General features: G+C 65.4%; 14 protein-coding genes. 8 read left to right on the top strand and 6 right to left on the bottom strand.

Going from position 1 to position 13,579, the window contains the following annotated elements:
* The first annotated feature begins 133 nt into the window (after positions 1-133).
* The 6 genes from EGX94_RS13710 (at position 134) to EGX94_RS05250 (ending at position 3,321) form a co-directional block, all read left to right on the top strand.
* Positions 134-775, top strand: coding sequence for an ImmA/IrrE family metallo-endopeptidase (locus EGX94_RS13710; protein WP_021798622.1), 642 nt, complete (start codon positions 134-136; stop codon positions 773-775).
* Positions 772-1,185, top strand: a complete 414-nt coding sequence (locus EGX94_RS05265; RefSeq protein WP_021798610.1) for a DUF4411 family protein — start codon at positions 772-774, stop codon at positions 1,183-1,185. The genes EGX94_RS13710 and EGX94_RS05265 overlap by 4 nt, the downstream gene beginning before the upstream one ends.
* Before the next feature lie 101 nt (positions 1,186-1,286).
* Positions 1,287-1,685, top strand: a complete 399-nt coding sequence (locus EGX94_RS05260) for a DUF1998 domain-containing protein (RefSeq protein WP_043123083.1) — start codon at positions 1,287-1,289, stop codon at positions 1,683-1,685.
* Complete coding sequence (locus EGX94_RS14040; RefSeq protein ID WP_021798625.1) at positions 1,678-1,806, top strand: hypothetical protein; 129 nt, start codon at positions 1,678-1,680, stop codon at positions 1,804-1,806. Before EGX94_RS05260 ends, EGX94_RS14040 begins: the two co-directional genes overlap by 8 nt.
* Positions 1,807-1,963: 157 nt before the next feature.
* Entirely contained in the window at positions 1,964-2,209 is a 246-nt protein-coding gene (locus tag EGX94_RS05255) for a plasmid maintenance system killer protein (protein WP_021798627.1), read from the top strand.
* Positions 2,210-2,220: 11 nt separating this feature from the next.
* The gene (locus EGX94_RS05250) at positions 2,221-3,321 is read left to right on the top strand and encodes a HigA family addiction module antitoxin (RefSeq protein ID WP_021798617.1); all 1,101 of its coding nucleotides are present in this window, start codon (positions 2,221-2,223) and stop codon (positions 3,319-3,321) included.
* 81 nt (positions 3,322-3,402) lie between these two features.
* On the opposite strand, the gene EGX94_RS05245 is transcribed toward EGX94_RS05250, so the two are convergent.
* The 6 genes from EGX94_RS05245 to EGX94_RS05220 all read right to left on the bottom strand — a co-directional run bounded on the left by EGX94_RS05245 (position 3,403) and on the right by EGX94_RS05220 (position 9,548).
* Positions 3,403-3,906 carry a transposase family protein gene (locus EGX94_RS05245; RefSeq protein WP_021798619.1) on the bottom strand — a complete coding sequence of 168 codons (504 nt, stop codon included), beginning with the start codon at positions 3,904-3,906 and terminating at the stop codon, positions 3,403-3,405.
* A gap of 645 nt (positions 3,907-4,551) precedes the next feature.
* Positions 4,552-5,133, bottom strand: a complete 582-nt coding sequence (locus EGX94_RS05240) for a hypothetical protein (RefSeq protein ID WP_043123077.1) — start codon at positions 5,131-5,133, stop codon at positions 4,552-4,554.
* 338 nt (positions 5,134-5,471) lie between these two features.
* Positions 5,472-6,017 (bottom strand): hypothetical protein, encoded by a 546-nt coding sequence (locus EGX94_RS05235; protein WP_043123073.1) that lies wholly within the window; start codon positions 6,015-6,017, stop codon positions 5,472-5,474.
* A gap of 662 nt (positions 6,018-6,679) precedes the next feature.
* Complete coding sequence (locus EGX94_RS05230) at positions 6,680-7,747, bottom strand: IS630 family transposase (RefSeq protein ID WP_021798628.1); 1,068 nt, start codon at positions 7,745-7,747, stop codon at positions 6,680-6,682.
* A 229-nt stretch (positions 7,748-7,976) separates the two neighbouring features.
* The gene (locus tag EGX94_RS05225; protein WP_021798611.1) at positions 7,977-9,011 is read right to left on the bottom strand and encodes an Abi family protein; all 1,035 of its coding nucleotides are present in this window, start codon (positions 9,009-9,011) and stop codon (positions 7,977-7,979) included.
* Between the two features lie 174 nt (positions 9,012-9,185).
* Positions 9,186-9,548 (bottom strand): hypothetical protein, encoded by a 363-nt coding sequence (locus EGX94_RS05220; RefSeq protein ID WP_021798618.1) that lies wholly within the window; start codon positions 9,546-9,548, stop codon positions 9,186-9,188.
* A gap of 141 nt (positions 9,549-9,689) precedes the next feature.
* Here EGX94_RS05220 and ppsR point away from each other — a divergent pair, with 141 nt between their 5' ends.
* Both ppsR and ppdK read left to right on the top strand, forming a co-directional pair.
* A complete protein-coding gene (gene ppsR, locus EGX94_RS05215) occupies positions 9,690-10,580 on the top strand; it encodes a pyruvate, phosphate dikinase/phosphoenolpyruvate synthase regulator (protein ID WP_021798614.1) in 891 nt (296 codons plus the stop codon).
* Positions 10,581-10,771: 191 nt separating this feature from the next.
* Positions 10,772-13,384, top strand: coding sequence for a pyruvate, phosphate dikinase (ppdK, locus tag EGX94_RS05210; protein WP_404825145.1), 2,613 nt, complete (start codon positions 10,772-10,774; stop codon positions 13,382-13,384).
* Positions 13,385-13,579 lie beyond the last annotated feature (195 nt).

The raw sequence follows: 13,579 nt of genomic DNA, 5'->3' as shown, positions 1-13,579 counted from the left end.
ACCGCCAACCCAGGTTGCCCTAGACATCGCTGGAAGGCTCGACTTCGGTGTTGAGGAGCGTCAGGCGTTCCCCGACAAAGGGGAGGCTCGGCGTGGCCTGATCGACCGCATTGAGAACATCGGCGTCCTCGTCATGGTCAACGGGGTGGTGGGTGCCGACACGCACCGCAGGCTCGACCCGGCGGAGTTCCGCGGGTTCGCGCTCTTCGGTCCGCTGGCGCCTCTGGTCTTCGTCAACGGCGCTGACACGAAGGCAGCGCAGCTGTTCACCCTCGTTCACGAGCTGGCGCACATCTGGCTCGGACGCAGCGCACTGTCGGAGGCAGCCATGGACTCCCGGGAGAGCGAAACCGAGGAGCAGTGGTGCAACAGCGTGGCAGCCGAGGTTCTTCTCCCGCTCGATGACCTTCGCTCTGATTACGGCAGGCAGATGACCGTTGAGGAACTCGACCGCTTGGCGAAGCGCTACAAGATCAGCACCTTGGTCGTGCTCAAGCGCATCTTCGACGCCGGCTTCCTGACCTGGGACGAGTACACCGAACGCTACCGGGCCGAGCACGGGCGGGTCATGCGCCTCGTCGACGACAAGAACGGGGACAGCGGCGGGGGCAACTACTACAGAACCCAGCCTCTGCGACTGAGCCGTCAGTTCGCCAAGGCCGTCATCTCCAGCACTCGCGAAGGATCCACCAGCTACCGGGAGGCCTACCAGCTGCTCGGCACGAAGAAGCACGCGACCTTCGAGGGCCTCGCCGAAGAGCTGAAAGTCGCATGATGTTCATCGTCGACGCCAACGTCCTCATCGAGGCGAAGAACCGCTACTACTCCTTCGACATCGCCCCTGGCTTCTGGTACTGGTTGGAGAAAGCTTGCAGTAGGGACGTCGTGTGCAGCATCGAGGGGATTCGAGAGGAACTGCTCCAAGGAAAAGATGAGCTTTCTGATTGGGCGCGAGACCATCGCGATTTTTTCTTTCCCTTGGATGACAGGACTGCACAGGTCTTCCCGGGGCTGTCTGGATGGGCTCGATCTCAGAATCTCACGGACGACGCGCTCAATGCTTTTGCCGCAGATGCAGCCGACTTCATGCTCGTCGCTCATGCGAGTGCGCATTCCTGTACAGTCGTCACCCACGAGAAAACGGGGAATGGTTCGCGCAAGCGAGTGAAGATCCCCGATGCCTGAGCGGCCCTCGGTGTCCCGTGCGTCGACACCTTCGACATGCTCCGCGTTGACCGCGCCACGCTTGAGCTTGCGCCGTGATGTCGGACCCTTCCGATAGGATCATGCACTCCGGCTACGGGGCCGCCAGCCTCAGCGAACGCCTCTACGCCTGGCCGGAGGCAGAGGACCGGCCCGCGGCGGCGGGCCTGCTCATCACGACGACCGCCTCCGACTCCGACGGCACGCTCGGTGGTCTGGTGGCGCTGAGCGACCCATCGCGGCTGGGGGAGATTCTCGACGCCGCCCTGCGCGGGCTCATGCGCTGCTCGTCCGACCCGGTGTGCGCCCGGCGGGTGCCCGAGGACCCCGAGGACTTCCTGCACGGCGCCGCCTGCCACTGCTGCGTCATGGCCTCGGAGACCCCCTGCGAGCGGGCCAACCGCTTCCTCGACCGCCGTTTCGTCGTGCCACTGCCCGGCGAGTGGGCCGGGCTCGCCTTCTTCGGGGACCCCCGTGGGTGAGAGCGCCGGACGGCGCACCATCGAGCTCGGCCTGCGGCTGGACGAGCCCCTGCTCGCCCGCAGCGTCGAGGACCGGTTGCGCGTCCTCGAACCATCCGTGTACGAGCGGGTGAGGTACTGAGTCCCGTGGCAGGTGGAGCCAGCAGGAACGATTTGCAGTGTCGTGCGGGAGTGGTAACCTGGGCGCCGACGTTGAGATGTAACGAGATCAGTGACAGTTCTTGAAGGTTCGGTATGAGGGCAGGAGGCTTGAGAAGCTGTACACGGATGAACGCGAGATGCGAAGGAAGCGCAGCGACATCGCCGATCGTCTTCGGCTGCGGATCAAGGCCTTGGAGACGGAGAACGTCGGGGAGTTACCGACACACGATCCGCTCGGGAAGTGGCATCCGCTCAGGGCCGACCTGGAAGGCCTGTGGGCCGGCCGGCTCAGCGCCAACTACCGTCTGCTGATCAGGCCGGAGGGTCAGAACCAGCAGGACGCGGTGGTCGTGACAGTCGTCGATATTGCTGACTACCACTGAGGAGGGTCGCCATGACAGCAACAACGAATTACGCCGTTGCTCCGGGCGAGTACCTGGGGGAATGGATCGACGAGCAGGACCTGTCCCAGCAGCGTGTCGCCGAGCTCGTGGGGTGCAGTCGCAAGCAGGTCAACGAGATTGTCAATGGGCGTGCACCGGTCACCAGTGATACCGCGGTCCGTCTGGAACGGCTCACGGGTATTCCGGTGGATTCGTGGCTACGATATGAAGCGGCTTATCGTGCTGACGTGGCGCGGATCGCAGACCAGGAGGATCTTGCGACGCACGTTGGTGAGATCGCCCCCAACGCCGCCGCCTATCTCCGCGAAATCGGAGCGACGAAGGCTACGAGACGCACGCCGGGCAGGCTTGTGTCCGATTTTCTGGCCTTCCATCGTTGCGGGACATGGGGGGCGTATGAGCAGCTGTACGAGACAGCCTCGACGGGTGACTACGCGCTGGCTGCGCTACGGGAATCCGGTGCACGGCTCGAAAGGACGGTCATGACGGCTTGGCTTCGGGCTGCGGAGCTCACGGAAGCCTTCGAATGCGGTCGTGATTACGATTACAATCCGGACAGGCTCCGCGCGGCCCTCCCACGGCTGCGCGAGCGGGCAGCGACTCCCGACGCCACGATGCTCAAGGACATGGCTGACCTGCTCGCCGACGTCGGTGTGGTCTTCCTGGTGGTCGAGCCTCCCAAGAAGTTCCCGCTGTTCGGCATAACCCGGTGGATCGACAAGCGCGTGCCCGTCATTCAGCAGACCGGCAGGCGGTGCAAGGATGGTTTCGTCGTCTGGACCCTGTTCCATGAGCTCGGTCACGTCCTCGAGGACCCCCGCGGCGAGATGCATCTGGAGTACAGCAACGAAAAGAAGCGCAACACCGCTGCGGAAAAGGCGGCCAATGCGTTCGCCCTGGACGTCCTGTTCGGCGAGTCCGGGATGAAACCATTCAGGGGGCTCACACGAGATCAGGACATCGCCAAGACTGCCAAACGGCTAGGTGTGGCGCCAGGGGTCGCCGTCCACCAGATGCACCGGCGCAGGATGCTCGACTACGGGTTCGGTAACCGGCACTTCGTTGATCTCTCCGGCGGCTTCACTGCATAACAGCTTTTGTCGAAGCTGTTCTCCGAGAGACGCTGAGGCTCATGTAAAACCTTGCCACAACCAACGGAAACACCTGGATGGTTATTCAAAACTATTCTTGGGGAATTGGAGTGCGGTGACTGCTGTGATGGTTTGCGGGAAGGTGTGGAGGGGTCTGCGGTAGCCGGTGTGGAGTGTCCGCCGGGTCTTGAGTTGGGCGATTGCTCGTTCGATCGGGGCCCGTGACGAACTGATGATCTTGTTGTATTGCTTCTGCCGGTCCACGGGTTCGCCCCCTGGTGGTTTCCGTATCGGGGTTGTCATGCCCGGCCCGATGCAGCCCTCGTCGCCCAGTGGCGGCGTGTCCGGGAAATTGTCGAGGAGACCGGTCAGTTGAAGGGCTTTCGCGTCGTGGGTCGATCCGGGGGCCGGGTCGGACACCCAGACGAGTCTTCCGGCCAGGGTGCAGGCGACCTGGAGGCCCGGCCCGGCCCGGTGGTGCTTGCCCGAGTACAGGCCCGGCTCGTGCTTCCAGTCCCAGCACGGCACGAGAGTGCCGTCCACGATCAGGGCCCGGGCCTGGTCCAGGTCGTCTGCGGTGGGCACGAAGTCCTCGAGGACCTCGACAAGACGGGCCGTCCACCGGCGGATGGCCCGGCAGGTCGAGGCCCGACCGGCCCCGAACGACTCGGCCAGTTCGGCTCGGGCGCGGTCGCGCCGCAGGTAGGCCAGTGACCCTGATCTCTTCTTTCTGGCTCAGTGCCGGTGGCCGCCCAGTGGTCTGCTGGGGACGGGGGTAATTGTGGACGAGGGTCTGGTAGAGGACTGCGATTGCTTCGGCCGGCAGGCCTGTTGCACGGTCCATGCGAGGACCTGTTCTGGGAGTATTGGCGTGTTCGATGATCCAATTGTCCCAGTGACAGGTCCTCACCTTCCACCAAGACACACCCGCAACCGCGGAACAGGCAAAAGAACCAACCCCTCAAATCAGGATTTTGAATAACCCTCCAGGTCATGGCTATGGGTTGCGTCTCTCGCTGAGCCTCCGTGAACAGGTTCCCGCGAACAAGCCTTGAAGACGCTGTGAACAGGTCTCGAGGCGCCGATGAAGTCCCTTGGCCGGAAAAGAGTGCGCGGAGCCCCCGCGCACGCCCCCGCACCCCCGGGAAGCTCATTCAAGGCTCTTGGCGAATCTGATTCCGGCCTGGTGTTTTCCCTTGGCAGTGCGCTGGTTTTGGACAACCCATGCTGTCATGGGTCTGGTTCGGTGAGGACGGAGACGAGTTCGATCACTGTGATGGCACGAGTGCCGGCGGGTCGGGTCACGGTGTCGGTCCCGGATCGGCCGGCGGCGGTCCATGAGACGTTCCAGGTACGGGTCGCGGTGACCGTGTACTCGCCGGTGTGTTCCCAGGTGTGTCCGCAGTACGGGGATGGGGCGTTGACTCCGTCCGGGTTGCGGTACGGAACTGTATGGTGGCAGGCCTGTCGGCGGCCGTCGCCGGTGTCCACGGTGAGGATGCCGGGTGTGGCGGTGATGTCGATGGTCAGGCCGTCGGCTGTGACGCTGGTGTGGAGGACGCCGGGGTCGGGGGCGTGGAACCAGGTGTGGAATCCCACTGCGGTGGCGCCCCATTCGTTGGTGGCGGGGTCGGGGTCGAGGAGAAGGCCCGGTTCGGTCAGGGTGAGCGTGGCGATCGCCCGGCGGGCGGCCTCGGCGGGGTCCACGGCCGGGCCTGCGGCCGGGGCGCTACCTGCTGGGGTGTCCGGGTCGGTGGTGCGGGAGACCGCGTAGAGGCAGCTGGTCGTGACAGTCGGGTCGGGATCGGCCACGAGTCGGCGACATTCCTCGACAGGATCAACCCCGCCACCCCCGCCCCCGGAGCCGGCGGGGGCCCAGTCCCCGGCCGCCGCCGGGGCCCACTGCCCGCCCGGCCCCTCGGAGACCGCTGGAACGAACCCGCCACCAGCGCCGGCGGCATCACCGGCAGACCGATAAGCATCCGACACCGACACCGAATAATCAGAACCAGAATCAGACATCGACATGTTCTCATTGAACCAGTCCATTGTTTCACTCGAGCAGGACGGGTCGCCAACACTGCATCCCCGAGCCCCCGTTGGAGTTGCGGTGAAACCGACGCCAAGCACGATGACGCTTAATCCTATCCTCAGTAAATCTCGCATGAGTCAACCCCTTCACCGTTCCCGCCATATATTTTAAGGTCTCCATCAGTGTCATATTTGAAGAACATTGAATTGAGATTCAGTCCTCCGCCGATAACGGTGCCACTCGAATCAATCAGAGGGCTGTCATTGGAGTCAATGCACACTTGCAATGTCGCCAGCGAATCTTCGCGGGTTATCTCTGGCGCCCATTTGAGAGAAGCTATCTGTTCGCGAGTTCCGGGTTTCATTCGCCAACCGTTCTTCGCCATCTGCGCCAAAGCACCACTGAACATCAGCGAGTACTTTCCCATGATGTACTGGTTCATCTCGACGGGAACACCATTGACCCCGCCCTCGAGAAAAGCCTGCTGCTCCAACTCGAAATACGCCCGGTAGACCCGCTCGGCCTCCGCGTACAACTCGTCCTGCGACAACGACGCCGACGCGGACGACACCAGCGCCGACGACGCCGGCGCCGTCGGGTCGGCAGACCCCTGCCGGCCGCACGCCGGCACCACGACCACCACGCAGAACACACCCAGGACCACGGCCCGGCACCATCGCCGACTCACGGAACGACCTCCACAGGGGGTGGGAAGTACACGACGCCATCATCGTCGCATACCCACCCCCGCCACCGAAAGGCCTGTGGAAAACCCCGCAACCGGCCGGCCTCGCAGAACCCGACCAGACCCGGCCCGCACCAGCCGGCCCGCGCCCAAGGGGCGGCGCCCAGGCGAACCCGGCACGCCGACGCCTCAACCCGGTCAGGCCGAACCAGCCGCAGACGGCGGGCGCAACACCCACGCGCGCACCTTCCCCGGGCGGACGTACCTGGCGTCCGCGACCGACCCCCCTCCCAGTGGACCACCTACTGGCAGGGTCGCTACCAGTCCCTGCTCCGATCCGGCACTGGCCGCACCGCGCATGACCGTCTGACGGCACCAGCGAGAAAGCACCGGTCCCCGCCCCTCACCTCGCGTTTGTGTTCCCGCCTCGCATTCGTGTTCCCACCTCGCGTTTGTGTTCGCACCCGGGATATGTCTGAGGTGTTAACGAAAAAGTGAGGTGGGAACGGGTCTGGTGGGTGGGGCCGTCATGAGAGATCGTCTTCGACTTCAGTAGGCGCGACCGCCCCGGCGAACGATTCGCTCCGGACATCATGAGGCTTATTCAAAACTCTTGACAAACCCGGCTCTGGCTATGGCCGTCATGAAACAAAATCGTTTCTGGTTTTGCGGGGTGGGAGGTGTTCGAAGTCGTAGTCGAATGTTCGGCCGGTGACGTATGAGGCGAATGCGCCGAAGGTTTCTTCTGGGGTCTCGCGCTGGATGTTCGCGATGTTGCTTTTGGCCGCGTTCCAGACATGCTCGACCGGATTGTGGTCGGGCGCGTACGGCGGCAGATGAATCGGTGTGATGCGCTCCAACAGCTGGCCCGGCTCGTAGAGATCGGTCAACGCTTTCGCGTGGTGGAAGCGGGCGTTGTCCAGGACGGCCGCGATCTTCTCTGTCTCGGTTTCGCGTTGAAGTCGGTCCAGGGCGAGGATCGTCTGCTCAGTGTTCTGGTTCCCCTCGATCGGGTACAACTTGACCTTCTTGCTGGTCAGGGAGAGCGCACCGAAGAACGACTGGGACGTCTTCTTCCGGTCCACGGACAGCTTGGTGCGCTGCCCTTTCGGGAGCCACATCCGGCGAGTCTCGGCCTCGTGCTCCAAGCGGACCTCGTCCGCCGTGTAGACCTCCCAGCCCTGGTCCAACAGGGCCTTGACTTGGGTCTTCACCTCGGCCATGCGCCGGGTGATGGCTTTCTCGTTGCGGTGCTTGTCGAACGGGTCGGGCAGCTTGAAACTCAGCCCGCACAGGCGCAGGAGCAGCTGGTACGAGGAGTCCGCCTGGTACTCGACGTCGAACAGGATCTTCACGACCTCACGTATCGCCGGGACGTCCCAGAACTCGGCGTGAACACCAGACCGGGAGGGCGGCTGGGCCAAGATGGCCTTGAGTTCTTCCTTCTGAGCGCGGGTGAATTTCGCCGCGTTCTGGTTCCCGGCATGGTCGGTCAGGACCGAGCACATCCTGGTGGCCCGCCACTCGGCCAGCCATTCCTGCACGGTCCGCTCCGTGCGCTCAACCATTTTCGCAATGATGCTGATACTGACTCCTTCGGAGGCATACAGGATCGCTTCTGCTTTCATCCGAACCAGCACATGATCGTCGGAACGCTTCTTCCACCTGATCAGGACGGCTGTTTCTTCCGGGGTGACCTCAACCTGCATGCCTCAATCATATCCGAAACAGCACAGGAAATCCACGGAAAATACGGTTTCGTTTCATGCCGGCCATAGGTATTCGTCCTTGACGACGCGCTGTTTTGAATAACCCTCCTGAAGTGCGGGGATGGAGATCGAGGTCCTCATGGGTCTTGCGCAGCCCTCCAGGCGTGCACTCCTGAAGCGTGCGTGTAACGAGGACTGACTGGTTTGCGCAGGGCCGTCGTGGGGTGTTTCAGCGGTGCCGAATCCTGTTCTGGGCGGGCTTCCAGAGCTTCTCGTGCTCCCAGCCCTCGATGAACCCCATCGAGGCCACGGGGGAGAGGGGAAACTTCTCGCTCACTGAGGAGGGGAAGGTCCGCATGACTGCGACGAAGTCCTGCGGCCACGTCGAGTCCGGGGTGAGCTCGCGAAGAAGATAAGCGGTGGTTGCAGCGTGGAAATACACCCGATGGTCCACGGGTGCTTTCGGTGAGATTGCCAGATGTCTCAGCAGTGCTGGGTTCGTCAGCATCTCCAGATTGAGCTTGTCGGCTTGGAAGGGTATCGGGCGATTCCACACTCGATTGCCGTGAGCGCACTGATTTCTCAAGATGTTGAGCGGGTTCAGCCACCCCACGAGCACGTTTGAATTTTTGACTCCGAGTGACCGCGCAATGGTCCTCCTGTCCTTCTTGTTGAGCAAATTGTACAAGGAAATGAGGCATCCCATCGTCATGAAACCGACTGCTGCCCAGATCGGCACTTCGTCGTCATAGCATTCGGTGAAGTGCATGACGAATTCTTGTTTCCCGTTCTTCGCCTTCTCTTGGAGAGAGTCATATTCTTCACGCCACACCTCGTACCGCGACTTGTTCCTCTTCCGGCGATGAGGATTCTGGGCTGTTGGGTCGAGCTCAGACTCATCGAGGTGGGCCAAGGCGCCCCGTTTCCCCAAGGTGTAACCGATCTTGACCCTCAGGCCCACCTCGAGTTGCTGGAGCCCGTCCAAGAGAATTCCTCGAAGCCTGTGGTCGAAATCATGCAGTGCGACGGCGTCTTCGAAAGAAGCTCCCTCGATGAAGGTCTCGCCTCGCTTCTGCTGCTTCCCCTTGGCCTGTTGCGGATTCTCTTCGAGGGTCCGCAGGGGGAAAGTGTAGCCGGACAAGCGGTAGTATCCGATGCGTTTGAGGCCCTGGATGGCGCGGGGATGATCTGCGACGGCGAGACCACGATCGCGCATCAGGGCGAGCTGCTGGTCATAGCTCAGGTGGGGTTTGTCGTACTTCATCGTGGCGTCCAGAATCTAATCGCAGGACGTGAAAACGAACCCATCGCGCATCGGTGGTGACAACCGGTGATGCGTGAGAGGGGTCCGTGTTGATGACAGTGATGCTACATGGCTGTGGGCTGTCATGCAACATGAGGCCCACAAGATGAGTCAAGGTCGTCGGGCCCGCACCCCTCAGCCCTGCGCCGGCGCACCCGCCTGACCGGTCAGCACCCGGCCGAGCTCCTCGAAGAAGCGGTTGATGACCTTGCGGTTGCGCCGGCCCTGCCCGATGAGCGTCGGCAGGGCGCCGCTGGAGGTCAGCTGGACCGCTGTGGCGCTCTGCTGGGGGTCGACCGGGGCGATCCGCGCCTCGAGGCTCTCGCCCCAGGAGGCGAGGCTCATGCCGGTGGAGAACCTGATGGTCCCGCGGTCCGGGTCGGACGCCACGAGCTTGTACCGCAGGCCCTCGATCGCCTGGTGCGCGGCGTTGAAGACCGGCGCGTAGGCGAAGGGGTACTGCGTGCTGAGGGTCGTGTGCTGCTCGAAAACCGCCATGGGCACGAGTCTAGGGTCGCCGGGCCCACCGGCTGCCGGCGTCCATGTGCTGGCTGCCCGGCCGGAGCAGTCATACGGGTCCGGGCGGCCGGCGATGACGCCCGGACCGGCCCGGTGGCCCCACAACCGTAGACTTCCCGCATGGCCGCAGCACTGGAGATCCACGTCATCGCCGACTCCTCGGGCGAGACCGCGGCGCGCCTGGCCCGGGCGGCGCGCATGCAGTTCCCCTCCCGCGAGTTCCAGATCGTCCGCCACGCCCGCGTCCACAACGCCGAGCAGATGCTCGAGGTCTTCGACGCCATCAGCGCCTCGGTCGACCCGGAGCGTGGCCAGGCCGGACGCGCCGTCTTCTACACGCTCGTCAACGGCGAGCTGCGCGGCATGGTCGCCCGGTTCTGCACCGACAAGGCCATCCCCTGCGCCGACCTCATGGGCGACGCCCTCGACGCCCTGGCCGCCGCGGCGGGCACCGACGCCGACGAGGTGCCGATGCGCCCGGTCGGCGTCGAGGCCGACTACTTCGACCGCATCTCGGCCATGGAGTTCGCCGTGCGCAACGACGACGGCGTCATGCCCGATTCGCTGCGCGAGTGCGACATCTGCCTCGTCGGGGCCTCCCGCTCCGGCAAGACGCCGCTGTCCATCTACCTCGGCTACGCCGGCTACAAGACGGTCAACGTGCCGATCGTGCCGGGCATCACCCCGCCCGCCCAGCTGCGCACCATCGACCGCTGGCGCATCGTCGGCCTGACGATCGACGCCGAGCGCCTCCTCCAGATCCGCACCCGACGGGTGAAGGGCCTGGGCGGCTTCGGGCAGAAGGACGGCTACTCCGACCTGCTGAGCATCTACGACGAACTCGACGAGGTCGGGCGGGTCCAGCGCTCCCTCGGCTGCCCGGTCATCGACACGACCGGGCTCGCCCTCGAGGAGGCCGCCGCCCGCGTCATCGAGATCGTCGAGGAGCGCGCCCGCCGCGCCGGCGCCCATCTGCGCCGTCCGGCCGGGTCGATGAAGCTGGCGCCCTGAGCCGCCGGCGCCCCGGGGGCCGACGTCCCGGCCGGACGGGCTCGTGGCCCGAACCCGCATCAGGGCCTAGAGTTGCCCTGTCGGGGTTTCCTCCCCACCCACGCAGACGCATGTCACAGCAGATGCACGTCGAAGGAGATTGCGCAGTGAGCGAAAAGTACATCTACGACCTGTCCGAGGGCGACGCTTCGATGAAACCGCTCCTGGGCGGCAAGGGCGCCGGCGTCGCCGAGATGACCCGTCTCGGTGTTCCGGTCCCCGACGGCTTCACCGTCACCACCCAGGCCTGCATCGAGACCATGAACAACAACGGTGAATGGCCCGAGGGCCTGCGCGGGCAGATCGCCGACGCCCTCACCCGCTTCGAGCAGCGCGCCGGTCGCGTGCTCGGCGCCTCCACCAAGCCGCTGCTGGTCTCCGTCCGCTCCGGCGCCGTCGTCTCGATGCCCGGCATGATGGACACGATCCTCAACCTCGGCATCTCCGACGAGTCGGTCGACGCGATCGCCGCCGAGTCCGGCAACGAGCGCTTCGCATGGGACTGCTACCGCCGCTTCATCCAGATGTACGGCGAGGTCGTCGAGGGCCTCAGCTCCCACGTCTACGAGGACGCGCTGACCGCCATGAAGCGGGCCAAGGGCGCCGAGTCCGACACCGACCTGAGCGCGGCCGACCTCAAGGAGCTCACCGCCGAGTTCAAGCGCATCTCCAACGAGGAGTTGGGCGGCAACTGGACGAACGACCCGCGCGAGCAGCTGTTCCGCGCCGTCGAGGCCGTCTTCCGCAGCTGGCAGAACCCGCGCGCGCAGGTCTACCGCAAGGCCAACCACATCCCCGACGACCTCGGCACCGCCGTCAACGTCATGCAGATGGTCTTCGGCAACCGCGGCGACACGAGCGGCACCGGCGTCTGCTTCACCCGCAACCCGTCCACCGGCGAGAAGGCCCTCTACGGCGAGTTCCTCACCAACGCCCAGGGCGAGGACGTCGTGGCCGGCATCCGCACCCCGCGTCCGCTGTCCGAGCTGCGCGACGTGCTGCCCGAGGCCTACGACCAGCTCATCAAGACGATGCGCACGATGGAGACCCACTACCGCGACATGCAGGACATGGAGTTCACCATCGAGAACGGCAAGCTCTACATGCTGCAGACCCGCAACGGCAAGCGCACCGCCGCCGCCGCGCTGAAGGTCGCCGCCGACCTCGTCGACGAGGGCCTCATCGACAAGGAGGAGGCCGTGCGCCGCATCGAGCCCGAGCAGCTCGACCAGCTCCTGCACCCGGCCATCGACCCGAACCACTCGGCCGCCCCGGTGGTCACCGGCCTGCCCGCCAGCCCCGGCGCCGGCGTCGGCGCGGCCGTCTTCGACGCCGACACGGCCGCCGAGAAGGGCGCCGCCGGCGAGCCCGTCATCCTCATCCGCTTCGAGACGACCCCCGACGACATCCACGGCGTGCTCCAGTCCCAGGGCGTGCTCACCGCCCACGGCGGCATGACGAGCCACGCGGCCGTCGTCGCCCGCGGCTTCGGCAAGCCCTGCGTCGCCGGCGCCACGACGATCAAGATCAACCCCGACGCCAAGACCGTCACGATCGGCGACGTCGTCATCCACGAGGGCGACCAGATCACCGTCAACGGCTCGACCGGCGAGGTCTTCAACGGGCCTCTCGCGCTCATCCCGCCGCGCCTGGGCGAGGACTTCCAGAAGGTCGTCGGCTGGGCCGACGAGATCCGCGACCTCGGTGTGGAGGCCAACGCCGACAACGGCCCCGACGCCGCCAAGGCCCGTGAGCTGGGCGCCGAGGGCATCGGCCTGTGCCGCACCGAGCACATGTTCTTCGGCGAGCACCGCCTGCCGGCCATGCACGAGATGATCCTCGCCACCAACGACGAGGAGCGCCGCAGCGCCCTCGACAAGATCCTGCCGATGCAGCAGGCCGACTTCGAGGCGATCTTCACCGAGATGAAGGGCCTGCCGGTCACCGTCCGGCTGCTCGACCCGCCGCTGCACGAGTTCATGCCCGACCTGGTCACCCAGGCCCTCACGGTGCAGGAGCTCGAGCTCACCGGCGCCGACCCGGGCGAGCTCGCCGCCGAGCGCACGACCCTGGCCCAGGTGAAGAAGCTGCACGAGCAGAACCCGATGCTCGGCACCCGCGGCTGCCGCCTCGGCATGCTCTACCCGCAGATCCCCGACATGCAGGCCCGCGCCGTCGTCCGCGCCGCCCTGGCCGTCTTCGAGCGCGAGGGCGAGACGGTGCAATTGCAGATCATGATCCCGCTGGTCCACCTGCAGCAGGAGCTGAAGACCCAGCGCGAGATCGTCGTGGCGGCGGTCGACGACGAGCTCGCCAAGGCCGGCAAGCAGCTCGACTACAAGGTCGGCACCATGATCGAGCTGCCCCGCGCGGCCCTGTGCGCCGACCAGATCGCCCAGTACGCCGACTTCTTCAGTTTCGGCACGAACGACCTCACGCAGACGACGCTGGGCATCAGCCGCGACGACGCCGAGAACGGCTTCCTCGGCTGGTACGAGAGCTCCGGCGTCGTCAAGCGCGATCCGTTCGCCACCGTCGACGTCGACGGCGTCGGCCAGCTGGTGCGGATGGGCGTCGAGAAGGGCCGCTCGGTGAACCCGTCGCTCAGCACCGGCGTCTGCGGCGAGCACGGCGGCGACCCCGACTCGATCGCCTTCTTCCAGACGATCGGACTGGACTACGTGTCCTGCTCGCCGTACCGCGTCCCGATCGCCCGCTTCGCCGCGGCCAAGGCGAAACTCGCCCAGCAGGACTCCGCGAGCTGACCGAACGGTCGCCGCGGGGCGCGGAGACCGACACGGTCGGGGCCGGGGGCGCGCGCCCCCGGCCCCGACCGTGTCCGCCCCGAGCGGCGCGTGCGCGGTCGGCGCCGGGGATTCGGCGCATCGACCGTTGTCGCCGCGGGCCCGCGGGTTGTTGACCGGCCCCGGGGGTGTCGGACCACAATGAAGGCAAGCCGC

It is taken from the genome of Propionibacterium acidifaciens (assembly GCF_003798325.1).
GTDB classification, from domain to species: Bacteria; Actinomycetota; Actinomycetes; order Propionibacteriales; family Propionibacteriaceae; genus Propionibacterium; species Propionibacterium acidifaciens.
This window is presented reverse-complemented; position numbering and strand designations above follow the sequence as displayed.